The following is a 26469-nucleotide window of genomic DNA, read 5'->3' as shown; positions in this document are numbered from 1 at the left end:
ATTACAAATTCCTAATTTGATTCTTGTAAATTAGCTAAATATACTTTAAAATTAATTAATTGCGCATTGATAGGTTCAAAGTAACCTAAGATACGCTCTAAATTAATTTGATTGGTTGTATGTAACTTTGACACACTATCAAATACAGCAAAGAAAGATGAGTAATCTGTTTCTGGATTTGCTATCGATTTGTAAACAATTGATTCGGTTTCAATGTTTTTACGATAATCAGATATGTAAGTAACGACTTCTTGAGATAATTCTTGTAACTGAGTAATTTGATTAGTCACTTGTTCAGTTGGAAGCGGACTATTATTAACTTGATTAGAAAATTCCTCAATCATTTTATCCAATTCACCACGAATTTCTTCTAATTTAGTTAAGTGCTCTTTACGGCGTTGAATATTTTGTTGGATGGGTGAATCATCACTTGCAAAATAAGTAAGATTATCTCCAGCGTTAGCAATGGTACTTTCAAATTCTGCTTGTAAGTTTCCTTCAGCAAGTTGTATTTCTGTCAACTCATTAACAATACTTGTAACGTTCTCCTGAACGAGACTGACTGTTTTATCAGCTCTTTCTACCGAGTTATCACAACCAGCAATAAATAGTGCTGTTATTAAGAGTATTACAATTTTATTCAAATGTTTCATAGACTCTCCTTAAAAATGATTTAAATTGTTTAAAAAATAATAAATTTAATTTTTACTTAGATTAGTATATAATAACACTATTAGCAATTCAAATATTATTAAATATTTAGAACTTAAAGGCAAGGAGTATCTATGTTTTTATCTTTTTTCGTTGCAATATTATTAATTGTTTTTGACCAAATTGTCAAGTTTTTGACAGTAACAAATTTACAAGTAGGGGAATCAGCTAGAGGAATTGCGAATGTTTTCGATTTTTTTTACTTACGTAACGATGGTGCTGGATGGGGCTTGTTCTCGGGTCGAGTGAATTTCTTTTTATTTATTACCGTGTTGGCTGCTACTTATATTATTTATTTGATCTTCAAGAATCGTGACCATCATTTTATAACTCGTTTAAGTTACGGTTTAATTCTTGGTGGAGCCATTGGTAATTTTATCGACCGAATTCGTTTAGGTTACGTAATCGATATGTTTAGATTCAAGTTTATAGATTTTCCGATTTTCAATGTAGCGGATGCTGCACTGACAATCGGAGTCGTATTACTTATTATCGTAATATTATTTTTTGAAAATACAGAGGATGTTTTATAATGACAAAAATTAAAGAAACAAAAAAATTTGAATTAGAAGGCGAAGTAGGTCGTTTAGATAAAGTATTAGTAGACTTATTGTCTGAAGAAACTTACAGCCGTTCTACCATTCAAAAATTATTAAAAAATCAGCATATTACTGTTGATGGCGTGCATCAAAAAGCAAATTACAAATTAAATGGGAGTGAAGTAATTAACGTTGAAATTCCCGAAGAAGAGCAAATAAATATCTTACCTGAGGATATCCTATTAGATATAGTTTATGAAGATGATGATGTCTTGGTTATTAATAAACCGATTGATATGGTTGTTCATCCGTCAAAAGGACATCCAAGAGGAACTTTAGTGAATGCTTTAGTGTATTATTTAGATGATAATTTATCCAATAATGAAGATACTGTCCGTCCAGGGATCGTACATAGAATTGATAAAGACACATCTGGGCTCATCGTTGTAGCTAAAAATAATCATGCACATCAAAAACTTAGTGAGCAATTAGAAGACCACTCAATGGGCCGTACGTATGTTGCATTAGTCAATGAAGTGATTGAAACACCTACAGGTATCATAGAAGCGCCGATTAATCGTGATCCGAGTAATCGTATTAAATATACGACCAATCATGCAGGTAGATACGCGCTCACTCATTTTGAAGTACTAGAAACTTTTGCACATAATACGCTCGTTAAAGTTGAGTTAAAAACTGGACGTACACATCAAATTCGTGTCCATTTAGAGTTTATTGGGCACCCAATCGTCGGTGATCCCTTGTATCGTCAAGGTGTAGGCCAAATGAAAGGGCAATTAGCGAGACTTGATGATGGCCAGTTCTTACATGCTCAGTCGCTTCATTTTGTACATCCAACATCTGGGGAAGCAATGAATTTCGAAACAGATTTACCAGAACGATTTGAAGAAGTTTTAAGAACGTTACGTTAAATTAGGCATTGTATTTATATTTTGTCTCAATATATGATAAAATTAGTTATATTGCCATAACAAGGGGGTATTAATGTGTCAATCAATGATAAAATTCTCGATAAAATACGTAATTTGTTATCACTAGCCGAAGACGGTGGTAATGACGAGGAGAGTCAAACAGCCTTATTAATGGCCCAAAAATTAATGCTTAAATATAAAATTTCTCAAGATGAGTTAAATGAAGGTGGAAAGCAAGAGATTATCATCAAATCCCTTTCTGTATATAAGCGATTATATTGGTGGGAGAAAGTGTTAGTTAAGATCATTTCTGAAAACTTCAGAGTGATGTTTTATGTGCAGAGTAACCGTCTACCACATCAGAAGAGCGTGCAAAGAAAGCTTGTTCTAATGGGTTACCCTGAAGATGTTGAGTTGGCTTATGAAGTGTTTTACTTGGCTGCTGAATCAATGAAGCATTATGCAGGAATTCATATTAAAGATAATAATGAAGATTCTACACTCGCTCAAGCTCAAATTCGAAAAGCTTATTATCAAGGGTTTATGGATGGTTTAGACCATAAATTTGCAAAGCAAAGAGAAGAAATGGCAGATGATAATGAGAAATTTGCTTTAATTATTAAAACTCCTCAAGATGTCGTTGATAAGTTTAATCAAGAAATTAACGGTTCATTAGCTTTTAAACAACCCGATTTAAGTCGTAATAGTCACGCTTATCATGATGGTTATGATCGTGGACAAAATGTTTCTTTAACGAATAAATACTTAGATTAATAAATAATAGACTAGATGTTTAAAGCACTGCAATTTTTGCAGTGCTTTTTCGTATTTTTATGAATTGTAACACCTTTAAAAATGTACGCCCTAATTATAAAGGATAACGTTTTCAAATCTCGATGGATATTGTTATAATGACTTTAAAAATAATATTTTATGGGGTGAACAAATGAAATACTCAAGTATCGAAGAACAAAATCAAATTTATGATGATTTAACCGAATTATACCAACAAGTAAAAGCTGAATCTAAAACTGAATATAAAGCCATTGATAAATATATCGAACGTAATGACTTTCGTGAAAGTGCTAGAAATTTGTTTGCATATCTTGCTTTAAGAAGACGAGATATCCGATCTTTACAGGCGGATTTATCTTCGTGGGGTCTTTCAAGTTTAGGTAGATTAGAGTCTAAAACGTTGTTTACCTTAGAGTCTGTCATTCGACGCTTAGGAAATACTATTGGCAAAGATATGGACATAGAAGAACCTGAATCAAAACAATCAACAGCGGGAAGAGATAGACTTGCTCAGAATACACAATTGTTTTTTGGAGACGCGCCCAAAGAAAGAAATACACGAATTATGGTGACAATGCCTACTGAAGCTTCTGAAGACAAGGCGCTTTTGAGAGAGTTAATTGAAAGTGGAATGAATGTTGCTAGAATTAATGCAGCACATGATAATGAAGAGACTTGGAAAGCAATGATAGATAATATTCATGAAGTAGCCGAAGAATTAGATAAGAAAGTAAAAATTTTAATCGATATTGCCGGTCCTAAAATTAGAACAGATTGGGTCTTCACCAAATTTAAGAAACCTAAAGTAAAAGCAGGAGATTTAGTCCGTATGACTAAAGATTATACCAATTTACCACCTCTTGATGACGATATTAAAGTGACCGTCGGTTGTAGTATTCCACAAATATTTGAGCAATTATCAATAGATGATCCAATTTTAATTGATGATGGGTCAATTGAGCTTGAAGTGAAGGAAATTGGCGAGTCAGAAGCTTTGTTACTAGTTAAAAGAGTTAGAGGTGGATCTGTAAGGATAAAGGCTGAGAAAGGCCTAAATTTCCCCGAAACAGAGTTTAACATTGACATCTTAACTGATGAAGACCGCGAAGCGATTCACTTTGCCGTTGAACATGCGGATATGATTGGGTGTTCATTCATTCGAACTACGGATGATATTGAAGAAATCCAAGCGGAAATTGAAAAGTCGGACCGACCATTGAACGACGTCCCATTAACGTTAAAAATTGAAACAGTTCAAGCAATGAATAACTTACCCGAAGTTATTCTAAAAGCTGGAAGTCGAAACCCAGTATCTGTCATGATTGCTCGCGGAGATTTAGCGGTGGAAAGTGGTTATGTAAGGCTCGCTGAATTGCAACAAGAAATCTTATGGATTTGTGAAGCGAGTGATACTCCTGTAATATGGGGGACAGAGGTAATGGCTTCAATGTTGGATGAAGGAATTCCTTCTAGAGCAGAGGTGACCGATGCCGCTGAAGGGAGTCGTTCTGAGTGTGTCATGCTTAATAAAGGCTCTTATATGTCAGATACAGTTCAGATGCTTAACGATATCTTAATTAAAATGGAAGAACACCAATATAAGAAAACACCTACATTAAGATCATTGAATGTCGCAAAGATTAAATTACCGTAATATATATACTAAATATTTACGTAAATTTATAATTCATTTAGTATTATATTAGATACTTTTCGTTATAATATGTTTACTAGTCTAATTTTGAGGTGATTTTTATTAAACGCTTTCTACTATTAACATCCCTACTTGCGACTCTCATGCCTTATACGAATGCATTTGTACCAAATACGACGGTCCTTGCTCAAGATACTTCGTCAGTTCAGCAAGGAAACAGAGTAGACGAGTACGAAAGAGAAAAAGATGACGAAGATGACAGCCTGAAACCTGAGGATGTCGAAGGTGCGGTCATTCATGAACCAGTTTTACCGACTGACTACGATGAAGAAGAAAACGAATCCCTGCCAGAAGATGGGACTGAAGCAGGTTATACTGAAGAAAGCCTAAACGTGAATGGTTATGATTTTTCTTTTAAAGACATGCGAGGAAACGTAGGCTTCGGTGATGATTTTGATGAATTAAATGAAGTCTTGAATGAAAACCGAGTGGCTTATGTAGGTCAAAATAATATCAATACATTTTTTGGTCATTACTATGATTTATCGGGTAGAGGCGTTTTTAATCCATTAGCGGATCAAGACCTGCTCGAGGTTGGAACAGAAGTGGTCATTACAGACGAAGAGGGTTTAAGTAAAGGTTATGAAATTACTCAAACGATTGAATTTCTACATGAAAATCAACAAAAGCAATTTTACGGTGATGATTATATGCCTGATTTAGCCTACTACGGTAATGGTCATGATATGGTATATATTCAATATTGTCGTTGGGATATTCAGACTGGCCTATTAATCACAAATATCGGCTACCGCATTTGGTAATATCGTCATAACCAATATCAGAGGAATGAATCATGTTTTTATAACGTGATTGATTTCTTTTTCTCATTCATTATTAATGTGAGACATTGAAATATTTAATTTAAAGTAGGGATATAGATGCATGTACATGTCTTGACAATCACTTTTATCATTAATGATGCTTATTCTTTAAAAGATAAACGCCGCATCGTCAAAAGTATCATTCAAAAGAGTCAAGTTCGATTTAAAGTTTCAGCAGCAGAAGTTGCTTTTCATGATATATTAAATCAAAGTGAACTTGCTCTCGCAATTGTTACAAGCGATGCAAAGTTAGGCAAGAAGCGTTTAGAAGATATATTCGCTTTTATAGAGAGTACTTATCCAATTATGGTTACAGAATATAATATTACAGAAATGTAATTTTTTAGGAGGAAGAATATGGAATACAAAAAATATTTAACTTTATTACAAGATGAGATTGGTGCAGCTGTTTTTTCAACAGTGGACAATGAAGGATTGCCGCAAGCACGTTATATTAATGTAGGCGTAGGGAATGAAAAAGGAATCTTCTTCATGACATCACCTAAAACTGACTTTTACCAGCAATTAGAAGCGAAACCTGAAGTATCAATTACGGGAATGGCTAAATCTGAGAAGGGAATAGAAGTCATTCGTGTGAGTGGCTCTATCCGAAAAGTTGGAAAAGAGCATTTAAAAGAAATTCTAAAAGATAATCCATATGTTAATGATGTGTATCCAGATGAAGCAGACCAACAATCTGTTCAAGCATTCCAATTATTTAAAGGACGAGGTAAATATCAACATTTACAAAATAAAAGTGTTGAACATTTTGAATTTCATGTAAAAGACTAACATTAAAGGCGTCACTTACTAACAAGAGTGACGCATTTATTATTTTAAAATTATGTGGCATAATTAACTTGAATCCATCAATAAAATTCTGTATAGTTTCATAGGTGCGTCTATGACAAGATTGAAACTTAATTTGAAAACACAATATATAGTGGTATAATCTATTAATAGACACAACATCTTGTTGTATGAAATAAAGGAGAGGAGTCGATGGCGATTATAGTTGTTGGTGGAATGATTGGTGCTGGAAAGACAAGTGTAGCAAAATTAATTGGTAATGCACTTGGTTCGGATATTTTTTATGAAAATGTGGATGACAATGAAATACTTCCATTATTTTATACCGCATCAGAGGAAGAACAAAAATTAAAACGATATTCATTTTTATTACAGTTAGAATTTTTAAGTAGCCGTTTTTATAGTATTAAGGAGGCACTTGTTCACCGTAATAACGTATTAGATCGTTCAATCTATGAAGATTGGTACTTCGCGAAAGTAAACAACGACTTAGGTCGTATTTCAAATCTTGAGTTTAATATTTACGAAAAGCTATTGACAAATATGCTTCAAGAATTGGATGAACTACCTAAAAAATCTCCCGATTTAATGATTTATCTAACAGGCTCATTCGAGACAATCTTAAAGAGAATCGGCATTCGTGGTCGTGAGTTTGAACAAGATATCAACTTAGTGAATTATTATAAAACACTTTGGAGTGGCTACGATGATTGGGTAGATAATCACTACCACGCATCACAAGTAATCAAAATTGATATTGATAAATACGATGTCGTTAATAACCCTGCTGATGCAGAAGTAGTTATTGAACTAGTAAAAAATAAACTTGTTGAGATGGGTCAATTAGAACCTGCGACAAAATAAATACATAAAAAATCACCTTAAAGTGTTAATCTTTGAGGTGATTTCTTTGTTTAAGGATGAAGTATTAATCAAAAATTTTACCTGGGTTTAAGCGATTGTCAGGATCAAATGCCATTTTAATTTGTTTTAAGTAATGCAAATATTCGCTACTCATCACTTGTTTAAAGTATGGCTTTTTAACTAAACCTATACCATGTTCTGCAGAAGGTAAACCACCGACTTCAGAGACATAAGCATATAAATTCGTCAGTATTTCATGTTTTTTCTTTTGCCATTCATCTTGAGTTAAGTCGGCTCGTAAGATAGAAGAGTGAATATTACCATCTCCTGCATGGCCAAAACTAATGAAATTTAAACCACTATTCGCTTCAACTTCATGCGTATATTTGAAAAAATTCACAAATTCATTCACGGGCACGGAATAATCTAGAGGCTCTTGTTCAGAAATTGTTAGTATTCCAGCTAATATATTATCGCGTAAATCCCATGCAGTTAAACTATCTTCTTCAGAAAGTACTAAAAACTCAACAGCATAATGATCATGAGTAATTTTTTCTAATCGCTGAGCTTCTTCTTGAATGACCGCTTCATGCATCCCATCAAAGGTCATTAATAAGTAGGCAACACCATTTTCACTAGGAAATGTCTTATTCAAGAGTTGTTCACTATATGCGATGGCACGTCGTTCGAAAAACTCAACAGCTGTGATATCTAAACCATTCCGTAAGATAGAAAGTACTGCTTCCGCCGCATCGTCTAACGAAGGGAAGGCGGCGATATAGGATTGTTTAAACTTAGGTAAGGGAATCACTTTTAAGTAGACTTTAGTAATGATTCCTAAAGTTCCTTCCGAACCAATAAATAGATGATTTAAGTTATAACCTGAACTGTTCTTAATCGCTACGCTACCTGTTTCAATCACGTCACCATTAGCCAAGACGATTTCCATCTTACGTACGTAATCACGCGTTGTACCGTATTTAACCGCACGCATACCGCCGGCATTTGTGGCTACATTACCACCAATTGAACCATGTTTTGCTCCAGGATCAGGTGGGTAGAAATAACCTTTTGACTCTACATATTGTTGAACTTCACCGTTTGTGACACCAGGTTCTACCACTAAAGTTAATGTATCTAAATCGAAGTCAATAATCTGATTCATCTTGCTGAGATCGATGATTAACTCACCGCCGAACGCTGAAGTTGCTTCAGCTAAACCAGTATTAGCGCCATAAGTAATAATGACTAAGTCATTTTGGTTGGCATATTTAACTAAGTCGACGACTTCTTGAGTATTTAATGGATATGCCACCGCATGGAGATTAACTTTTTCACTGTGCTCATTCACCGAATAGGCTTCAGGAATGCGACTTCCTTGTAGAATGCGTGATGGCTCTGATATAATATTATCTAATTTCATAATTGCCTCCTTTGAAAAGCTTTTCAATATAATAAGAATAACAAATTAGTTAAATATTGTCATCAAAAGTACAATGATATACTTTATAGAAAGTTGGAAAAAATTGAAAATTATTGTAAGAAAAAGAATGATTGGAACCATTCCCGTATTTGAAGTTGTTGAAGATACTAACCAAAATAAACCATTACCCATCATCGTATATTATCATGGTTGGCAAATTAATAAGACATTAGTAATTACCCAAGGGCGCAAGTTAGCGGCTAAAGGCTTTCGCGTTGTGTTACCAGATGCGGAGAACCACGGTGAACGCATCCAAACGGTTTCATCGATACCTTCATTGACCTTTTTTAATAGTATTCATACAAATTTATTTGAATTTGGCTATATCATTGATTATTTCAAAAAACGACATTTAACCACTAATTTCATCGGTGTAGGTGGTTTGTCGATGGGTGGAATGACAACCTGCGCCTTAATGACACATAATCCAGAAATTAATGCTGCAGCATGTATCATGGGAACGCCCGCATTAACTGATTATAGAAACATGATTTATCGTAATGCGACCAGTCGAAATATTTATTTGCCTCAGGACTATTTTGATCTAACATCGTGGATTCCTAAGTATGATCTATCCTGTCAACCCGAATTATTAGGCGATAGACCATTCTTTATCTGGCATGGGGATGAAGATGAAAAAGTTCCTTTTAGCCAAACAAAAGCCTTTGTAGAAGAGAATCCAGAGCTGAATATGGAAGTTATCTTCGAACATGCTGGTCACCTTGTACAAACACTGACGATGGATCGAATTGCTGACTTTTTTGAACGTAGCCATAATGAATATTTAGAAGAGTTACACTAATGACGCTTGATGAGTTATTACAAAAAGCACTCAATTTGCCGGTTAAAAAAAGAAAAAGATTGCTACAGAGTAAACAAGTAACGTGTGATGGAAAAATCGTTACAGATAGAATGCTTACGATTGATTCTGGCCTATTTGATATCAGAGTAAAAGGTAAGCGTATAGGTGAAAATCTAGGACATACTTATATCGCTTTGAACAAACCCAAGGGGGTCTTGAGTGCTAAAAAAGATTCGGAATTCACTACCGTTTTAGAATTATTAAAAGAACAAGATTTTGATGAGAGTTTATCAATTGTAGGTAGATTAGACCGCGATTCAACAGGTTTAGTCTTTCTCACAAACAATGGTCAACTCCATTATTTATTTGAACAAGCGCGTTTTGCTAAAGAAAAGCAATATCATGTCACAGTGAATGGCCCGATGGACCAGAAAATGGTGGAGGTATTTGAAAATGGCCTGCTATTAGAAGGCGGAACTCAACTCAAACCAGCTGAATTACGCATCTTAAATCAATCGATGAGTGAAAGTACTGGGCTAGTTACTTTGACTGAGGGGAAAAGACATCAAATTAAACGTATGTTTTTACAATGTGGGGTTAAAGTCATAGGCTTACATCGCATCATGATTGGTCCCATTCATTTGGACAAGACAACGCAAAGTGGTCAATATCGACATTTATATAAAGAAGAGTTACAAGAATTAAAAGAAATGATGCAAGAATTAAAACGATCATAATTTGAATATTTATTTAGTACCTAATAAAAAAATGAAATAAATTTACTGTTATAAAGTTATATTCTTCGCAAATTACTTGTAAAATGGTATGATTAAACCACATAAAATTAGAGGTGAATAGTCATTGCAATTTTTTCAACCAATATTAGATAATTTTTTCAAATTTGATTTTTTAATTGTTATTATAGCGATTGGTGCAGCGTTTCTTTATTATAAATGCTTAGAAAGCTGTAAGCAATTATTTAATATTTTAATCCCACGGGGAAATGTGGCTCTAGGTAAAGAAAATCAAAATAGTATGAACAGACATTACAAGTTATATTTTGATTCAGATGGTGAGCAAGAAATTCTCCAAAAGCGTCAGAAAAGTAATAGTCTCTATGTATTATTTACAAACGTGTGTGCGATATTCCCCTTGATGGGTTTATTAGGAACAGTTATTTCATTAATACCGATGGTTGGTGAATTAGATACAAGTTTATTCTTTATGGCATTGACTTCAACATTTTGGGGGATTGTATTCGCCATTATCTTCAAAGCTTTAAACGGTTATTTACAAGCGAGGGTGGAGGAGAATAATGAATTAGTCCAAACATATTTATTGAGAAAAGATGCGATTGTCGAACGACATGCGCGTCGAAATGACGAGGCCCCTTACGATGAAATTTAAAGAAATGATTGTTGACTTAACTCCTTTGCTTGATGTGATATTAATATTATTATTTATGGTATTAGCGACACAGTCTCAATCAACAGCGGAGACGATTACAGCCTTAGAAGAAGAGGTTACCCAATTAGAACAAACACAAATGCCTCAAACGCATTCAGAACAAACTTGGTATCAAACGTATCAACAATCGATTGGGAAAGTAAATATTGTCTTTCCATCCAGCTTGGATAATGATCCCATGTATTTAGTTTTGGAAGATGGATCGGAAGTTCAAAAACCTGAAACTCAAGACTTATATTCATGGCTTTCCTCTCAAATCGAGACAATTGAACAAGAAGTTATCATCGTTTCGTTTACTTATAATAATGAGGAAATATTTTTAAGAGATTATCGAAATATTCTATCAGCAATAACACAAATAGATCAAAATTCTGATAGTACAGTTGTATATCAGGAAAAGCTAATCGAGCAAAGTAATGAAATTGAATAAGGAGTGGTAATGATGGCTAGAAAAGATAATAAGAAAAAAAGTAAATTCGGTATTTGGGGTTGGCTTGTAGCAGCCTTAGTATTAGTAGGTGGAGGCTTTGGAGTCACGCAAGGTGGCTGGTTAGATGGTGGTTTAGGCGATAGCACCGAAACGACAGAGACTATGACAAATGAAACCAGCAGTGTTAGCGAAGGAAATGAAGAAGCGAAACACGTTAATATAACGATTTCTCAATCCGATATTCTTTGGGATAATGAAGCTGTGACAGAAGATGAAGTTGAATCACGTGTGAGTAATGAGGAAGACTCAACCACTTACACTGTGACAGATGAAAATGCGATTAAAGCTACTTATGATTCAGTCATAGAAACTTTAATTGATTCTCAAGCTGATTTCCAAGAAGCCGAGGAACAATTTTAATATAACTAATATAGAGAGAGCTAGATTCATCAGAATCTTGGCTCTCTATTTGTTTATTCGTTATAATGCAGATATAGAAAACCCTTCATAATTTTAAAAATGAAAGGAATTAAACAATGAAATTACTTAGGTATAGTTATAAAGATTCTAGCCACGTTGGTTTACTTACTTCGAATAGGGTTCTTTCACTTGATATTCTTAGCAAATACTCTGATAAAGAGCTAAAAGGCTCACTCAAATCATTCATTGAGGAAAAACAATATCAGTTAATAAAACAAAGTTTTGAAGAAGATCAATCATCTTTCATTGAATCTGATTATTTAAAATATGAAGATTTACATATTTTACCTCCGATAAGTCGACCTGAAAAAATTATTTGTGTCGGTTTAAACTATTTAGACCATGTCTCAGAAGGTACAGACTTAGATGTATCTGAAGAACCGGTCTTATTTAGTAAATTTAACAACGCTCTCGCAGCGAATGGGGAAGTTATACCTAAACCATTAGATGGCGAACAAATTGATTATGAATGTGAATTAGTTGTGATTATGGGAGAAACTGCCAAAGACGTGTCTCAAGAAGAAGCGCTAGACTATGTCTTTGGTTATACGATTGGAAACGATTTGTCAGTACGAGACTTACAGTTTAAATCTGGCCAATGGATACTCGGGAAGACCCCTGACAAATTTTCACCTATTGGCCCAGTAATTGTGACGTCGGGCAGTATAGATTCTAATCAATTAGATATTTCCACTAAGCGAAATGGTAAAATCGTTCAACAATCGAATACAGATAAAATGATTTATAACTGTGCTAAAATTATTTCTTATATATCAAAATAAATGACGCTTAAACCCGGCGATTTAATATTTACAAGGACACCCGAAGATGTAATCTTTGGCTATGATGCCGAACAAGAGTGGTTAGACACTGGTGACGAGCTTCAAATTGAGATTGAAGGTATTGGAACACTTACGAATCGTATTAGTTAAGGAGTGATTAACGATGTGTGGGCAATATAGTTTTTTAGAGAATAAAAAAGCATTACTGGATCGTTATGAAGGTTCAGAATTAGATGCGAATTTACCTGATGATGAGAGAGAAGTGTACTATCCAAGTCAAAATAACCTGATTTTACTCCCAAATAATAAATTTTATGCGATTAAATGGGGATTTACGCCTAGTTTTGCTAAGAAACCTCTGATTAATGCTCGTTTAGAATCAATATTAGAAAAGCGGACATTTATTGAACCCTTTAAACGTAAACGTTGTTTGATTCCAGCCACTTCGTTTTATGAATTTAAAGAAGTTGATTCAAAAGAGAAGAAAGAGCGGTGGGAAATTGCAGTCGCAGATTCTGATATATTCTCAATTGCAGGAATTTGTGAGCGTTACAACAACGAAGATGGTTCAAGTACGTTGACCTACTCGATGTTAACAAAAGATTCGGTAGGGCAAATGGCTGACATTCATCACAGAGTTCCAGTCATATTAGATAAGAATACAGAGAAGGAGTATTTGAATTTAAAAACTGATCCAAATCAACTCCAAGAAACACTTCTCACATTAACAATAGATTTAACATTTAAACAAGTATCAAATTAAAAGCAAGCTTATGGACTGTTGTTTGAGGTGACCCCCGAAAGTTAGAGTTAAAAATCTAACTTTACGGGGGTCGTTTTTGTGTCACAAAAGTATTCATATGAATTCAAATTAAAGGTTGTCGAAGAGTATCTAAATGGGACATTAGGTTACACCTTACTCGCTAAGAAATATCATATTTCAACGACAAGTTTGATTGAAAAATGGGTTAACCAATTCAAAACCAATGGGAAAGAAGGCCTTAAAACCAAACGACGCAAGGCAACCTATCCTTTAAATTTTAAGTTAAATGTTTTAAGATTTAAGCAAGACACGGGTGCGTCCTATATAAACACAGCGAATGCTTTTGGTATAAGTGAGCCATCCATCATAGCCAACTGGCATCGTCAATACGTTAGGTTTGGCACCCAAGGTCTGAATAAACCGCAAGGGAGACCGCCAAAAATGCCTAAATCGAATCCGAATCAAGATAATAATAAAACGGTTCACGATAACAATCATGATGAAATGAAGCAAGAGAACGAATTGTTAAAGAAAGAAAATGAGTATTTAAGGATTGAATTAGAATACTTAAAAAAGTTAAAAGCGCTGGGCTTAGAAGACCCACGCGCAAACAACAAACAGACATAGTCTATGACTTAACCCAAATAGGCTTTAAACTCAAAGATGTCTTATATGTGACAGAATTACCAGAGTCAACTTACCCTATCATATCGCGAAGAAAACCAAACCTCATAAAGATAAAGAGCTTGAAGACCTTATCCAAGCTATCTTTGAGGAACATAAAGAGCGATATGGCTATCGACGCATTACAATTGAATTAAGAGCCAGAGGCTATAAAGTCAATCATAAACGCGTTCTTCGTATTATGAGACAATTAGGGCTACAGTGTCTAAAGTTTACGAATCGATCTCGTCGATACAATTCTTACAAAGGATCTGTCGGTAAAGTCGCTAAAAACAAAATAAATCGTCGGTTTATGACACCTCATCCATTACAAAAACTTGTTACAGACATTATCGAATTCAAATGTCTGAATGATGAAAAGTTATATTTAAGTCCTATTATGGATTTATATAATCAAGAGATTATAGCTTGGAAGATTTCCAATCGGCCTACATTAGATATAGCGATAGAACCGTTGAAAGCGGCTCTCTCAGTCATTAAAAATAATGCCACTTATCGAACAACTCTACATAGCGATCAAGGTTGGCATTATCAACATCATAAGTGGGTAAAGACTTTGAAACAACACGGTATCTTTCAAAGTATGTCTCGGAAAGGGACTTGCCTTGATAACGCTCCGATGGAGAATTTCTTTGGCATATTGAAACAGGAGATGTATTATGGAGAAAAATTACTCACATATACTGAGCTAAAACAACGAATGGAAGACTACATTTATTACTATAACCATGATCGCATTAAACAAAAATTGAGTGGCTTATCTCCGGTTGAATACCGAAAACAAGACACTCAATTGTCTGCTTAATATTTAATTGAATAAACTCCAACTTTTGGGGTTCACTACAGTTTGACAGTTTATAAGCTTGCTTTTTTAAGGGATTAATTATTTACGTCTTCAATAAAGAATGTTTCAATGGCAGTAACTTTAGAATTGATGTTTCCACGAGTCGCTTTTGAATAAGCGCAATCACCGTGCGCTTGGTCAGCGAGTTCTTGCACTTCTGTTAATGATAAGCCTTCGATACCAACTTCAATATTAGCCACTAGTTTAAAACCGCCGAATTCAGGGTCAGTATTTAGTCCAATTTCAACGCCAACTTTTGACTCACCTTCTGCACCAAACGTCTTCTTATGACGTTCTAAAGCCGAATGGAAGCAAGCACTCCAACCTAAAGCGAATAACTGATCGGGATTGACAGCTTCTCCTGGCCCGCCCATTTCTTTAGGCATTGCAACATCAACTTCAAAACTACCATCTACTAAACGACTAATACCATGACGGCCACCTGTATTCACTGCTTTAGTCGTATAACGTCTTTTTTCTGACATTAATTATCTTCCTCCATAAGTTATATATATATATAGAGATTACCAATAATAATTTGGGATGCAACTTTTCTGTTCTAACATAGTGGGATATTTCAATGTGTATGATTTTACAGTTAGGAAATATATTGTTACTATTAATATATTACAAGAAAGAAAGGGGTTTCACTATGATTAAATTAACTGCCTTTCCGGCGAAAGAGTTAGAGCAGGTTGATAAGTTATTTGTGACAATTGCTATGGAATTGCATGCAACATCTGTCAGCTCCGATCAAGATCGTATTCAATTGAATAATCTTTTAGAAGATGCCAAAAAGAAAATTGAAGCTGAATGCGACAAAAATGTAGCGAACAAGTTTCTAGATCAAATTGAAAGAGCAAAAGTCAATGACATTGAGTTAGTTTCTTATCGAGGCGGACTTGCATTATATATTACAGAGGACGAAGTCTACTATTATCACTTAGGTATTCCAGTAGCTAATTTAGTTAATGTAGGTAAAGCACCAAATTTAACACCGTTAATTGAAAACTATCAATACACGAACCAATATCACGTATTGATTTTAAATCGTGATGATATTCGTTTATTTGAAGGTGACGCTACTTCAGTGAAAGAAATTGACTTCGAAGGTGATGATGCACCAAGAACTTTAAAAGATGCTTTAGGTTCAGAATTAACTGGAGGAAGTGACAATTCAGGTGCCTACGGAGCGACAGGTGGAGGAGAACTAGGTTATCATGGTCATAATGATACAAGTCATGAGAAAGATATAGACCGTGAGAATTACTTCCGAGTGGTTGATGATTATATTCATGAAAACTACTCATCACCACGTGATTTGCCACTAATTCTATATGCTTTATCCGAAAATCAAGCTGTATTCCGTGACTTGTCTAAGAACCCTTATTTAATTGATGACAGAATTGAAGAGTCGGGTGCGAATGTGAATTTCAATACTGTCCAAGAAAAAGCATTGAACAGAAATATTGAAATTGTTAAAAAAGAACAAGAGACCATGTTCAATCGCTTTAGAGAAACAGCACCTAAGTTTAGAGTTGATAATCAATTAGATGATTTATCCATGAGTGCTATAGAAGGGCGAATTGAAGAGTTATTAGTAAATAAAGCTTATAGCCAATCAGGGACAATCACTGATAATGGTAGTTTTGAAGAATCAGACAAAGACTTCTTAAAACAACTCATAACAAAAGTCGCAACTGCTAAAGGAAAAATTTATATTGTTCCAGACGATGATATGCCAGAAGGAATTAATGTCTCTGCAAGATTGCGCTATTAAGCATTAGAATATTAAAAGTAAAAATCACACCCCATTAGGATTATTTCCTAATGGAGTGTGATTCTTTAAGTGATTAATTTTATTCAAATACGCCTTCTAACCAAGAATCCACTGTTTCACGATTCTCATCAATCCAATTCTGTGCGGCTGTACGGTTATCCGTACCATTTTGCATTGCCAATGTCACACTTTCCATGTCATTGATTTCCCAAAAGAAACGATCAACAATTTCGTTAGCTTCAGGATGATCTTCCGCAAAGCCTAAGCGAGTGAAAGTATAAATATCTTCAGCTTCACCATATACGAAATCAGGATCTTCTAACATCTTAATATCATACTCTAAGAACATCCAGTGGGGAGTCCAAGCAACAAAGACAAATTCTTCTTCATTTTGAATTGCTTCATCTAGTGAAGCTAACATTGCTCCAGTAGATGGTGCTTCTAATTCCCAATCACTTATATTGTCATAATGACTCATTGCTTCTTCTGTTTGAATCATAGCACCAGCACCAGGCTCGATACCAATAATGGTTTGTTCTGCTTGTGAATCTAAATCAGTAATCGAATCAACATCCATATAACTTGGAACACCAATTCCTGTAGAAGCACCTTCTAAGTTTGGACCTAAATTCACCATGTTGTCTTCATATTCTTCAATAATGGTCCCATGTGTTGTAGGTAACCAAGCAGCAGTCATAACATCTGATTCTCCAGTAGAGATTGACTCGAACATGATGGCATTATCAACTGATACAAGATTTACATTGTATCCAGCTTCTTCTAATACTAAGCCTAAAACTGTTGAAGACGCAATTTCTGTATCCCAAGGGTTATGAACTATTTGGATTGTTTCTCCCGTTGAACGTGTTGCAAGTTCAGTATTATTAACACTATAAACAATTTCACCTGCGAACAGAACAGCTAGAATGGCACCGATAATTCTATGTATTGTTTTCTTATTCAAAATTATTCTCCTTTCCGTTCTTAGTCTACGCGGCTTTTATTTGAGCTTTGTAAGATACGATCAATAACAATTGCTAGGACAACTAAAGCGAAACCTGAAACGAATCCAGCTCCAACTTGACCACGTTGTAATGCAGTTAATACGTTCGTACCAAGACCTGGTGCACCAATCATTGAAGCAGTTACAACCATTGAAAGTGCAAGAAGAACGGTTTGGTTTGTACCAGCCATAATCGTTGATTTGGCATTTGGTAATTCGACTTTATAAAGTTTTTGCCATCCCGTACTACCAAATGAATCAGCTGCTTCAACTAATTCTTCAGGAACTTGTCTAATTCCTAAGTTAGTGAAACGAACAATAGGTGGTAGGGCGAAGATTACTGAAGCAAACACACCAGGCACCATCCCAATCCCAAAGAAAGAAACAGCTGGAATTAAGTAAACAAAGGCTGGCATTGTTTGCATAAAGTCTAGAATAGGTTGAATGATTTTCTCAGCAAGTGAGCTCTTAGCCATCAGAATACCTAAAGGTATACCAACGATGATTGAGATTAAACTTGCAACAATAATTAATGTTAAGGTGTTCATCATATTACCCCATAGGTTCTGGTTGTGAATATATAATAATCCAATACCAGCAAAAATTGATAGGCCCATTTTTCTATTCGAAACGAAATAGGCAACTAACATCACAATTATGATAAAAGCAAGTGGTGGAATTAACATTAACATACGTGTCATCCATTCCATTGAACTTGTACCAACATTGTTTAATGAATCAAATAACACATTGAAATTGGCAGTTATCCAATCAATAAAGTTAGAAATCCATTCTGAGACACGCAACTGTGGAAACATATCTAATAAACTACTCATGGTCTAATTCCTCCTTAGTAGAATCTTTAATTTCTGTATCATCCTCATTGTTGTTAATAACATCATATTGCGTGTCAGTTGTCATAGCACCAATAACGTTACTACGGACGATAACACCTTCTAATTCACCTTTATTGCTTGTAACAGCAATTGGCGTTTCAGAATCATGAATTACATCGAATAAGTCATCAATTAAAGCACCAGATTCAACTTCTGGAACATCTGATTGAATAGCACTTGATATATCATCATGACCTTGGTGTAGTAATGATTCCACTTCTTCGCGGGTTACATATCCAATTAATTGCTCATCTTTATCTACAACAAGAATGTTACTCATGCCTTCATCTACCATAATACGTAGTGCTTCTGAAGGTGTCTCTAATTGAGTTGTAACAGCTGTTGGTTCTTCCATAATATGTTGCGCTGTATATACTTTAGTACGATCAATATCTTCTACGAAGCGTTTAACATAATCATTCGCAGGTTTTGATAAGATTTCTTCACCCGTACCAACTTGGACAACTTCACCATCTTTCATGATTGCAATACGATTACCAAGTCTTAATGACTCGTTTAAATCATGCGTGATAAAGATAATTGTTTTGTTTAATGTCTTTTGCATTTCAATTAACTCATCTTGCATATCACGACGGATTAGTGGATCTAAAGCAGAAAAGGCTTCATCCATTAATAAAATGTCTGGGTCGTTAGCAAGCGCTCTTGCAAGACCAACACGTTGTTGCATACCACCAGATAACTGATCAGGGAATTGATCCTTATATGGAAGTAAGCCAGCGTTATCTAAAGCTTGTTCCGCTTTTTCTTGACGTTTTGCTTTCGGTACGCCTTGTACTTCTAAACCGTACTCAGTATTCTCTAGAATAGTACGGTGAGGGAAGAGACCAAAATTTTGAAACACCATACTAATTTTTTTACGACGGATATCTCGTAAATCATTTTTATTCATTTGTGATACATTTGCTTCATCAATATATACATTACCGTTTGTCGGTTCAATAAGACGATTTAACATACGAACAAGTGTAGATTTACCACTTCCTGATAAGCCCATAATAACGAAAATTTCTCCAGCTTTTACATCAAAAGTAGCTTGATTCACTCCAAGTGTTGCACCTGTAGCTGCTAATATTTCTTCTTTAGTTTTTCCTTGATTCATTAAGTCTAATGCTTCTTTTTCATTGTCTCCGAAAATCTTTGTTAAGTTTTCGACTCTTAATTTAATCACTAATTTTACCTCTTTTCAATGTAATCTTTTTGTAATAATCACGTTTTTCACAATAACATAGTTAATTATGCATGTAAAATGAGACGAAAAGATGAATCTGCTTACTAAATTAGATTATCGCTTACAATGCAATGAGTAAGCTATTCTAATATTATAATTAAAATCTTCTCATTTTAACTTTTTGTTCATAAATCATATAAAATTTCTTGATTCGTTAATTATATATGTTCATAGAAACAAACTGAGAATCCTTTTATGGTAAATTGTATTTAAAACTAGTTGTAAGTTTAAGTGATAGATTGACGGATATAATGTAATGTAAATTTCGTGCGATTTAGAAAGTGTAGCGTTATAATATACTATAAGTATTAGAATTAATATAATGATAGGAGATACAAGATGGAAATAATAAAAATGCAACTTCAAGAAAATAGTCCTTTTCCCAATAACAAACTGCCTGTCGTCATATATAAAAAGGCATTAGCTGAGATATTTAAACAAAATGACTATTCAGGAGAGGACGTTCTAGGTTTTCTAGAGAAACATCATTATTCAAATGGTTGGATAAATGGAATTTTATCTAAGCATCACTTTCATTCCCTCGCCCATGAGGTGTTAGCATGTATTTCCGGATCTGCGAGGGTACAATTAGGAGGTCCTGAGTCAGAAACTATTACCTTTACTCAAGGGGATGTTATTTTTCTACCAGCCGGAACAGCTCATAAAAAGAAGGATTCAACTGAAGACTTTATAATTGTTGGCGCATATCCGAATGGAGATTCATATGACATGCGTTATGGAGAAATAACTGAGTATAGTGAAGTTAAAGAGAACATTATACAAGTTCCTAAACCGGAACTGGACCCGGTCACGGGGCAGTCGTTTTTAAACGATTGATTCCCTATAAACGAAATTGAGATGAATCCAATGAACAAAGCATGCAAATCAGAAAATATTGAAACTATCATTAAAGAAGTTATGCCAGAATGCCAAATAGATAAAAATTATATTTATGGTTTCACACAACCAGGTTGAATGGCTTCAATAATGTATAATACGTTTCAGTTTTTAGTAGCTTCAGATTATTACATTGTGTATTTTACTTCTGACAATATAATTATTATTATCCCTTACAACTTTAGGAGACCTGAGTGGAGAGTATGCAATGAGTTTAACCGAAGATATTGAATTTTTTTAGAGCGAAAAAAGGATTAATTCTATATAAAATCACAATCAAATTTTATGGTGAACAGAGGAGCATGAGTTTAAAATGCAATAAAGCTTTTCTCAATATGAAACGTCAAAAAGAAAATTTAAATCATTTGCTAGAGACCAGTTGGAATGGCTTTGTAGAATATATCTAAACTATACGCATTAATTAGATAAAATTTTTAATGTGTCTTTTGTTATAAAGCATATTTACGTCTTAAGGCGGATGGTTTTTATACTAAATTTGTTAAAATATTACTATACATAAAAATAAAAAATAAAATCAATCTGTAATAAATGAGAGGATAGATTTAATGAATTTAAATACACAATTTTGGGGTGAAGTATTTTCAACAGGAGTTAAAAATATTTGGCTATTTGCAAAAGCCGAAGTAAAAGTCATTGGTATTGTAATATTACTACTCTTTCTAGGCTTCTGGGGAATTGGCTATGAACCTGGTTATGCTATTGTATTTGCGATTGGAATTAGTTTATTAGATTTAATTCCCGTCGTCGGTGCGGGCATTGCATTCATACCTTGGGTAATTATTGAATGGATATTTGGTGATCCAAGTCAAGGATGGTTATTACTCTTCCTATACATTGGGGTCGAAATTATCGAACAATTAATCGAACCGTTTTTCTTAGGAAAAGATTTAGAACTACCATTCTGGTTACCAGCAGTCATTATGATCTTATGTGCGGTTATATTTAATGTGCTTGGGATTGTAGTTGCATCTGTACTAATACCATTCATTGCAGCATATCGCCAAGTCCGTAATAAATATCGTAGAAAAGGGCAGCTAAACAATTATTATGATTAAATAATAAAGGAGCGCAGAATATCTGTGCTCCTTTTGTGTTTTGAATTTAAAGAATTCTAGTCTAGATATGCATATAATTGCGGGTGATTCTTACAGAGAGGGTTACGTGGTTTACAGATTTCTCTTCCAAAGTTTATCATCGCTTGGTGGGCATGTCCCCATTTCTCAGGGGGCAGGATCTCTGTCACACGCTTTTCTATATCTTGAGCTGTCGCATCATCGTCAACAATGTTGTGGTGCTTACATATTCGCGTAACATGGGTATCAACCGCAAATGCAGCTTCGCCATACGCGACACTCAAGATAATATTGGCAGACTTAGGACCAATACCGGTTAAGGATGTTAATTCTTTACGTGTAGATGGAACCTCTCCTCCAAAGTTATCTAATAACTGCTGGCTACTCATAAAAATATAGCGCGCTTTATTATGATATAAGCCAATCGTATTTATATACGTTTCAATCTCTTCAATACTCGATTCGATGACCGCTTCAGGCGAAGGATATCGTTCAAATAATTTGTCCTGAATTTTTTCAATGGAAGCATCTGTTGCTTGCGCACTCAAAATGACAACCATTAATAATTGAAAGGCATTCTCATATCGCATGGTAGGTCTTGCATCTGGATATAAATTCATAATTTCATTAAGTACGATTTTGGCATCTGTTCTACTTAGCATCTTATCATTCCTACTATAAGTTTTAATTATATTATAGTATATAATTAAATATTTTACAGGAATAACCAGTTTAAAATTTACTTTTTAACTGTTTCTAACATATTTTTAAAGGCTTCGATCATAATTGTAGCATCCATTGAGCAAGTAACAGCATCAAAGCTATAATCTCTATAATTTTTAGTTTGTTCAGTATTTGCTCCAAAAATAAAAGTGAATCTATTGTTATCACGACATGCTTTATAAATATGAGCTAGAGCCTCTTTAAAAATATGGTGATCAAATTGAGCGGGAATACCTAAGGCAATCGTAAAATCAAAAAGACCAACAAAGATACCGTCAACACCATCGATCACACAAATTTCTTCGATATTCTCTAAACATTGAGGTGTTTCACATTATGGGAAGATTAACGTTTCTTGATTACGCTCTTTAAAGTAGGCTGATAAATCGAAAACTTTATCACTAAAACCAAAATCAGTGACACGAGATAGGAAAAATCCACGGTTACCAATGGGTGCGTACTTCCCCCAATCAACCAACCACTTGTTTAACTTCATCAACAGTTCGAATATTTGGAATAATTAACCTTGAACACCAACATCTAATGGACGTAATTCATTCGATCGATTAATATCTTTTAATCTCAATAAAGTAGACATATCACGTAATTCAGCTGCATGAACAATTTCCAACAGTGTTTCCGTGGTAAATGTACTGTGTTCAAAATCAACAATGAAGAATCTAATCCCGCAATACCTAAACATTCTACGATAGAAGTTCCAATCGTTTCAAAGAACGTGCCAACCACTTGTTCGCTTGCCTGCATTTTCTTTAGTATGATTATTTTCTTTCATTATTATTCCACCTAAATTCTATGTTAACTGTATCATAGAGATAATGGGAACGCATTCATCAAAACCATATAGTGCAACAAACTGTATAATAGAGTATAAAGAATTGAAAATAAGACAACCCACTTCAATTGCATATATAAATAAGCAAAGAACTCTCGAATAAAAGCATTCGCATTGAATACCCAGTTCTTACCTGATTCAGCACCATAGCTCACAGATTTTAAACCTAGTTTTTTAGCAATCAATTCAGCTCTAAACAAATGATACATTGTACTGATAATTGCAAATGAAGCATCTTCAGAGGCAAATTGCTGACTTGAGAATAAAATATTTTCATAAGTATTTACAGATTGATCTTCAATAATAATATGATTTTTTGGGACACCTTGACTTATTGCATAATTTGCCATGGCTAATCCCTCTGGAATCATCTCATCATCTCCTTGCCCACCTGACATAATCAATATTAAATCAGGGGCTTCTTTAAATACTTGGATTGCCTTATCAATTCGTTTGGCAAGTAAAGGAGTCACTTTTTCTTTATTCAATCCAGCGCCTAGAACGATGAGATAATCTACGCTTGGTTTCTCTTTACTAAATAAATTCATCAGAGCTGAAAGAAGATAGCTGTCAACGACAAGTATTGCTATACAAATACCACAAACAAAGTAACCAATTCCCCATGTAACTAAAGGGAGTTGAAGTAATTCGATGATATTGATTTCGTTCAGATACAATAGAAGGCAAATGATGATACCGACAAACAAACTAATTATTAAGAATTTGAACAATTTTCTATGTTTGCTTAAGAAACCTATTGTCAGAACCACAGGTATAATTAGGAATAGAATACTTAATATTATACCCATAATTAGCGCCAAATTATTAAAGTTAAAAACCAGAAACATAACAACACTTTGAATTGCGACTAAAATTATGACGAGTCCTAAAAAAATAGTTCTAGGCTCATATTTATAAATAACTAAACAAAGTACGAATAAAAGAATAAAAACTAACAATGACATTGCCATTTGATCCTCCGGGTGCATTTATTATACGAATTCAAGAAATAATGGTAACATAATCATATCAAGTTTAGGAGGAAATATGTATGACACAATTAAAAGAAGTATTTACATTTTCAAACGGTTTAGAAATCCCTGCGATTGGATTGGGAACATGGCAAATGAGCCCAGAAGAAGCAGAACAAATGACAGCTTATGCGTTAAATAATGGCTATATACATATCGATACTGCCCGCACTTATGTAAATGAAGAGGGTGTCGGTAAAGGAATGAAAGCTTCTGGAGTGAACCGAGAAGACTTTTTCCTAACTACTAAAGTAAGTGCTTTTTCAAAAACTTATGATGAAGCTAAAAAAGACATTGAAGACTCATTAACGGCTTTAGATACTGAGTATCTTGATTTAGTGATTATTCATGCCCCTCGTCCTTGGGATAAAATGCATACTGATGGACCCATTGAGAAAATGTATTTCGAAGAGAATCTGCAAGTATGGAGAGCATTGGAAGAAGCATATGAAGCAGGTAAAGTAAAAGCCATTGGTGTTTCAAACTTTGAAATTGATGATTTAGTAAATCTGTTAGAGAATGTAAAAATCAAACCAATGTTAAATCAAATTAAATACCATATTGGTTTCCGCGATGAGCAATTAGTTCAATATTGCCAAGAAAATGACATGATCGTAGAAGCTTACTCACCAATTGGAACAGGAAAATTATTAAATAATCCAGACATTCAAACGATTGCAGATAAATACAATAAATCAACGGCTCAAATTGCGATTCGTTATTGTTACCAAAAAGGTTTAGTTGTATTACCAAAATCAGTCCATGAAGAATATGTGGATAATAACGCGGATCTTGATTTTGAGATTTTAGCAACTGACATGGATTACTTAAATCGTCTAGTTATAAACTAATATATATAGAAACAGACTCCAGCAAAAACTGGAGTCTGTTTTTTGTTATTCACATCCGATGCCGTTGTTATCACGATCTAAATGTGATGCATAGCCAGGTTCACCACGATGAATCGGATCAGCACCAGCATCTCGTACAGCCGTGCAATTTTGATAATAAACATTTTCTTCTGCCGGCGTTTCTATTGCTACTTCAGCAAAACCAGCAGATTCTATCACACCTTGACCTTCAGTCACATCGGAATTGACCGGTAGATTCGAAGAAGAGCTGTTTGCGATCGCATTCCCAGCAAAGTATAAAGTAGTGCCAGGGTGATTATTGTTTGCTGGCGCTGTGGTTGCTGTTTGTTCAATATATTCCCCGTCGTGCAGACCAGTTCCATAATCAAGCTGAACATTTTTCTGTCTGTTTGGAATATAGATGTTAAATTGAAGGGTTTCACCGTTGTCATCAATGGAGAAACCTTCCATAAATGCACCAGAAGCTAGTAAATTCCCATCTTCAAAGTAGGGCGTCACTCGGTAACGAACAGTCAGCAAATCATTTTCAATGGTACTTGCAACAAAGTTCTCAAAAGGTAACATACCTTCCATATTAAACCATCTCGTTCCAGTCATGAGATTTAATTCTGGGTCACCTTCACCAATCAATTGATGCCCAATTAAGTGTGATCGATTATAAAGCCAACCACCACTACCAATTTGCTTGTACTTCCCTTGATGCCAACCAGTAGGGTGGAAGGCCGAGATATCTTTTCTTGACTCTTGTTCAGCAGGTAAGGTATCTACAGAAAGAACTGCGTTAGCAGCACCCACTCGACCTAAGTCATCTAATTGACTAAATTCCACCCACGTTTTTGTTGCCGTAATATCTTTGTTAGTAAAGTAAGGGATATTATTATTAATCTCGACATAAGTTTCTCCTTCAGGCACAATTGGTGCACTTTTCGGTAATTCGGGTGTAATCGAGAAGCCACTGCTATCAATAAATTGTTCGCTAGCATCTACGGACTTATGATCGACAGAAAATACAAGTAGCGTCAATATAAAGAATATTGACAGTTTATGAAATACATTCGTATTTATCTTCAAATTAAATTCTCCTATTCCAAAGTTTATTCCTATTATATTATTAAATAGTTTATTTATTTTCAAGGCTTCTATAATA

Annotated in this window: 28 protein-coding genes and 3 pseudogenes; 21 read left to right on the top strand and 10 right to left on the bottom strand. The window is 34.5% G+C overall.

Features of this window, described 5'->3' with window-relative positions; translation table 11 throughout:
• Positions 1 to 11: 11 nt before the first annotated feature.
• Positions 12 to 644 (bottom strand): YkyA family protein, encoded by a 633-nt coding sequence (locus tag HW423_RS07800; protein ID WP_218931374.1) that lies wholly within the window; start codon positions 642 to 644, stop codon positions 12 to 14.
• Between the two features lie 141 nt (positions 645 to 785).
• Between HW423_RS07800 and lspA the strand changes: the two genes are divergently transcribed.
• The 8 genes from lspA (at position 786) to HW423_RS07760 (ending at position 7189) form a co-directional block, all read left to right on the top strand.
• Positions 786 to 1244 carry a signal peptidase II gene (gene lspA / locus HW423_RS07795; protein ID WP_218931373.1) on the top strand — a complete coding sequence of 153 codons (459 nt, stop codon included), beginning with the start codon at positions 786 to 788 and terminating at the stop codon, positions 1242 to 1244.
• Positions 1244 to 2182: an RluA family pseudouridine synthase gene (locus HW423_RS07790; RefSeq protein WP_218931372.1), complete on the top strand. Its 939-nt coding sequence runs from the start codon at positions 1244 to 1246 to the stop codon at positions 2180 to 2182. Before lspA ends, HW423_RS07790 begins: the two co-directional genes overlap by 1 nt.
• Before the next feature lie 75 nt (positions 2183 to 2257).
• Positions 2258 to 2956 (top strand): DUF2786 domain-containing protein, encoded by a 699-nt coding sequence (locus HW423_RS07785; protein WP_218931371.1) that lies wholly within the window; start codon positions 2258 to 2260, stop codon positions 2954 to 2956.
• A 172-nt stretch (positions 2957 to 3128) separates the two neighbouring features.
• Complete coding sequence (locus HW423_RS07780; protein WP_218931370.1) at positions 3129 to 4631, top strand: pyruvate kinase; 1503 nt, start codon at positions 3129 to 3131, stop codon at positions 4629 to 4631.
• A 92-nt stretch (positions 4632 to 4723) separates the two neighbouring features.
• The gene (locus tag HW423_RS07775) at positions 4724 to 5455 is read left to right on the top strand and encodes a sortase family protein (RefSeq protein ID WP_218931369.1); all 732 of its coding nucleotides are present in this window, start codon (positions 4724 to 4726) and stop codon (positions 5453 to 5455) included.
• A gap of 117 nt (positions 5456 to 5572) precedes the next feature.
• Complete coding sequence (locus HW423_RS07770) at positions 5573 to 5854, top strand: DUF503 domain-containing protein (protein ID WP_218931368.1); 282 nt, start codon at positions 5573 to 5575, stop codon at positions 5852 to 5854.
• A gap of 18 nt (positions 5855 to 5872) precedes the next feature.
• Positions 5873 to 6307, top strand: coding sequence for a pyridoxamine 5'-phosphate oxidase family protein (locus tag HW423_RS07765; RefSeq protein WP_218931367.1), 435 nt, complete (start codon positions 5873 to 5875; stop codon positions 6305 to 6307).
• Between the two features lie 210 nt (positions 6308 to 6517).
• The gene (locus tag HW423_RS07760; protein ID WP_218931366.1) at positions 6518 to 7189 is read left to right on the top strand and encodes a deoxynucleoside kinase; all 672 of its coding nucleotides are present in this window, start codon (positions 6518 to 6520) and stop codon (positions 7187 to 7189) included.
• A gap of 64 nt (positions 7190 to 7253) precedes the next feature.
• Here HW423_RS07760 and HW423_RS07755 read toward each other — a convergent pair whose 3' ends face one another.
• The gene (locus HW423_RS07755) at positions 7254 to 8612 is read right to left on the bottom strand and encodes an FAD-binding oxidoreductase (protein WP_218931365.1); all 1359 of its coding nucleotides are present in this window, start codon (positions 8610 to 8612) and stop codon (positions 7254 to 7256) included.
• Positions 8613 to 8715: 103 nt separating this feature from the next.
• On the opposite strand from HW423_RS07755, the gene HW423_RS07750 reads away from it, so the two are divergent.
• The 9 genes and pseudogenes from HW423_RS07750 (at position 8716) to HW423_RS07710 (ending at position 14885) form a co-directional block, all read left to right on the top strand.
• Complete coding sequence (locus tag HW423_RS07750) at positions 8716 to 9474, top strand: alpha/beta fold hydrolase (RefSeq protein WP_218931364.1); 759 nt, start codon at positions 8716 to 8718, stop codon at positions 9472 to 9474.
• Positions 9474 to 10211, top strand: coding sequence for a pseudouridine synthase (locus tag HW423_RS07745; RefSeq protein ID WP_218931363.1), 738 nt, complete (start codon positions 9474 to 9476; stop codon positions 10209 to 10211). Before HW423_RS07750 ends, HW423_RS07745 begins: the two co-directional genes overlap by 1 nt.
• Positions 10212 to 10335: 124 nt before the next feature.
• Positions 10336 to 10881, top strand: a complete 546-nt coding sequence (locus tag HW423_RS07740) for a MotA/TolQ/ExbB proton channel family protein (RefSeq protein WP_218931362.1) — start codon at positions 10336 to 10338, stop codon at positions 10879 to 10881.
• Positions 10871 to 11371 carry a hypothetical protein gene (locus HW423_RS07735; RefSeq protein ID WP_218931361.1) on the top strand — a complete coding sequence of 167 codons (501 nt, stop codon included), beginning with the start codon at positions 10871 to 10873 and terminating at the stop codon, positions 11369 to 11371. Before HW423_RS07740 ends, HW423_RS07735 begins: the two co-directional genes overlap by 11 nt.
• 12 nt (positions 11372 to 11383) lie before the next feature.
• Entirely contained in the window at positions 11384 to 11791 is a 408-nt protein-coding gene (locus tag HW423_RS07730; protein WP_218931360.1) for a hypothetical protein, read from the top strand.
• A gap of 116 nt (positions 11792 to 11907) precedes the next feature.
• Positions 11908 to 12783 (top strand): annotated as a pseudogene (locus tag HW423_RS07725) (fumarylacetoacetate hydrolase family protein).
• Positions 12784 to 12796: 13 nt separating this feature from the next.
• A complete protein-coding gene (locus tag HW423_RS07720) occupies positions 12797 to 13396 on the top strand; it encodes an SOS response-associated peptidase (protein WP_218931359.1) in 600 nt (199 codons plus the stop codon).
• 78 nt (positions 13397 to 13474) lie between these two features.
• Positions 13475 to 14023: a helix-turn-helix domain-containing protein gene (locus HW423_RS07715; RefSeq protein WP_218931358.1), complete on the top strand. Its 549-nt coding sequence runs from the start codon at positions 13475 to 13477 to the stop codon at positions 14021 to 14023.
• Between the two features lie 43 nt (positions 14024 to 14066).
• The gene (locus tag HW423_RS07710; RefSeq protein ID WP_218931386.1) at positions 14067 to 14885 is read left to right on the top strand and encodes an IS3 family transposase; all 819 of its coding nucleotides are present in this window, start codon (positions 14067 to 14069) and stop codon (positions 14883 to 14885) included.
• A gap of 74 nt (positions 14886 to 14959) precedes the next feature.
• Here the strand turns inward: HW423_RS07710 and HW423_RS07705 are convergent, their stop codons facing one another.
• A complete protein-coding gene (locus HW423_RS07705) occupies positions 14960 to 15409 on the bottom strand; it encodes an Ohr family peroxiredoxin (RefSeq protein ID WP_218931357.1) in 450 nt (149 codons plus the stop codon).
• A 167-nt stretch (positions 15410 to 15576) separates the two neighbouring features.
• On the opposite strand from HW423_RS07705, the gene HW423_RS07700 reads away from it, so the two are divergent.
• Positions 15577 to 16704 (top strand): baeRF6 domain-containing protein, encoded by a 1128-nt coding sequence (locus HW423_RS07700; RefSeq protein ID WP_218931356.1) that lies wholly within the window; start codon positions 15577 to 15579, stop codon positions 16702 to 16704.
• 79 nt (positions 16705 to 16783) lie between these two features.
• Here HW423_RS07700 and HW423_RS11555 read toward each other — a convergent pair.
• Both HW423_RS11555 and HW423_RS07685 read right to left on the bottom strand, forming a co-directional pair.
• A pseudogene (locus HW423_RS11555) lies at positions 16784 to 18543 on the bottom strand (ABC transporter permease/substrate binding protein).
• Positions 18536 to 19792: a quaternary amine ABC transporter ATP-binding protein gene (locus tag HW423_RS07685; RefSeq protein ID WP_328803147.1), complete on the bottom strand. Its 1257-nt coding sequence runs from the start codon at positions 19790 to 19792 to the stop codon at positions 18536 to 18538. The pseudogene HW423_RS11555 and the gene HW423_RS07685 overlap by 8 nt, the downstream one beginning before the upstream one ends.
• A 399-nt stretch (positions 19793 to 20191) precedes the next feature.
• Here HW423_RS07685 and HW423_RS07680 point away from each other — a divergent pair, with 399 nt between their 5' ends.
• Positions 20192 to 20689, top strand: coding sequence for a cupin domain-containing protein (locus tag HW423_RS07680; RefSeq protein ID WP_218931353.1), 498 nt, complete (start codon positions 20192 to 20194; stop codon positions 20687 to 20689).
• Positions 20690 to 21315: 626 nt separating this feature from the next.
• Positions 21316 to 21825: an AI-2E family transporter gene (locus tag HW423_RS07675; RefSeq protein WP_218931352.1), complete on the top strand. Its 510-nt coding sequence runs from the start codon at positions 21316 to 21318 to the stop codon at positions 21823 to 21825.
• A 56-nt stretch (positions 21826 to 21881) separates the two neighbouring features.
• On the opposite strand, the gene HW423_RS07670 is transcribed toward HW423_RS07675, so the two are convergent.
• The 4 genes and pseudogenes from HW423_RS07670 to HW423_RS07655 all read right to left on the bottom strand — a co-directional run bounded on the left by HW423_RS07670 (position 21882) and on the right by HW423_RS07655 (position 24390).
• Positions 21882 to 22505, bottom strand: a complete 624-nt coding sequence (locus tag HW423_RS07670; protein WP_218931351.1) for an endonuclease III domain-containing protein — start codon at positions 22503 to 22505, stop codon at positions 21882 to 21884.
• A gap of 77 nt (positions 22506 to 22582) precedes the next feature.
• A pseudogene (locus HW423_RS07665) lies at positions 22583 to 22885 on the bottom strand (aldolase/citrate lyase family protein); the annotation flags it as partial.
• Between the two features lie 15 nt (positions 22886 to 22900).
• Positions 22901 to 23062 carry a hypothetical protein gene (locus tag HW423_RS07660; RefSeq protein WP_218931349.1) on the bottom strand — a complete coding sequence of 54 codons (162 nt, stop codon included), beginning with the start codon at positions 23060 to 23062 and terminating at the stop codon, positions 22901 to 22903.
• 329 nt (positions 23063 to 23391) lie between these two features.
• Complete coding sequence (locus HW423_RS07655; protein ID WP_218931348.1) at positions 23392 to 24390, bottom strand: YdcF family protein; 999 nt, start codon at positions 24388 to 24390, stop codon at positions 23392 to 23394.
• An 80-nt stretch (positions 24391 to 24470) separates the two neighbouring features.
• Between HW423_RS07655 and HW423_RS07650 the strand changes: the two genes are divergently transcribed.
• Positions 24471 to 25301 carry an aldo/keto reductase gene (locus HW423_RS07650; protein ID WP_218931347.1) on the top strand — a complete coding sequence of 277 codons (831 nt, stop codon included), beginning with the start codon at positions 24471 to 24473 and terminating at the stop codon, positions 25299 to 25301.
• A 45-nt stretch (positions 25302 to 25346) separates the two neighbouring features.
• Here HW423_RS07650 and HW423_RS07645 read toward each other — a convergent pair whose 3' ends face one another.
• A complete protein-coding gene (locus HW423_RS07645) occupies positions 25347 to 26393 on the bottom strand; it encodes a DNA/RNA non-specific endonuclease (protein WP_218931346.1) in 1047 nt (348 codons plus the stop codon).
• Positions 26394 to 26469: the final 76 nt, after the last annotated feature.

The sequence above is a fragment of the Ruoffia halotolerans genome (genome assembly GCF_014049385.1).
In the GTDB taxonomy this organism is placed as follows: domain Bacteria; phylum Bacillota; class Bacilli; order Lactobacillales; family Aerococcaceae; genus Ruoffia; species Ruoffia halotolerans.
This window is presented reverse-complemented; position numbering and strand designations above follow the sequence as displayed.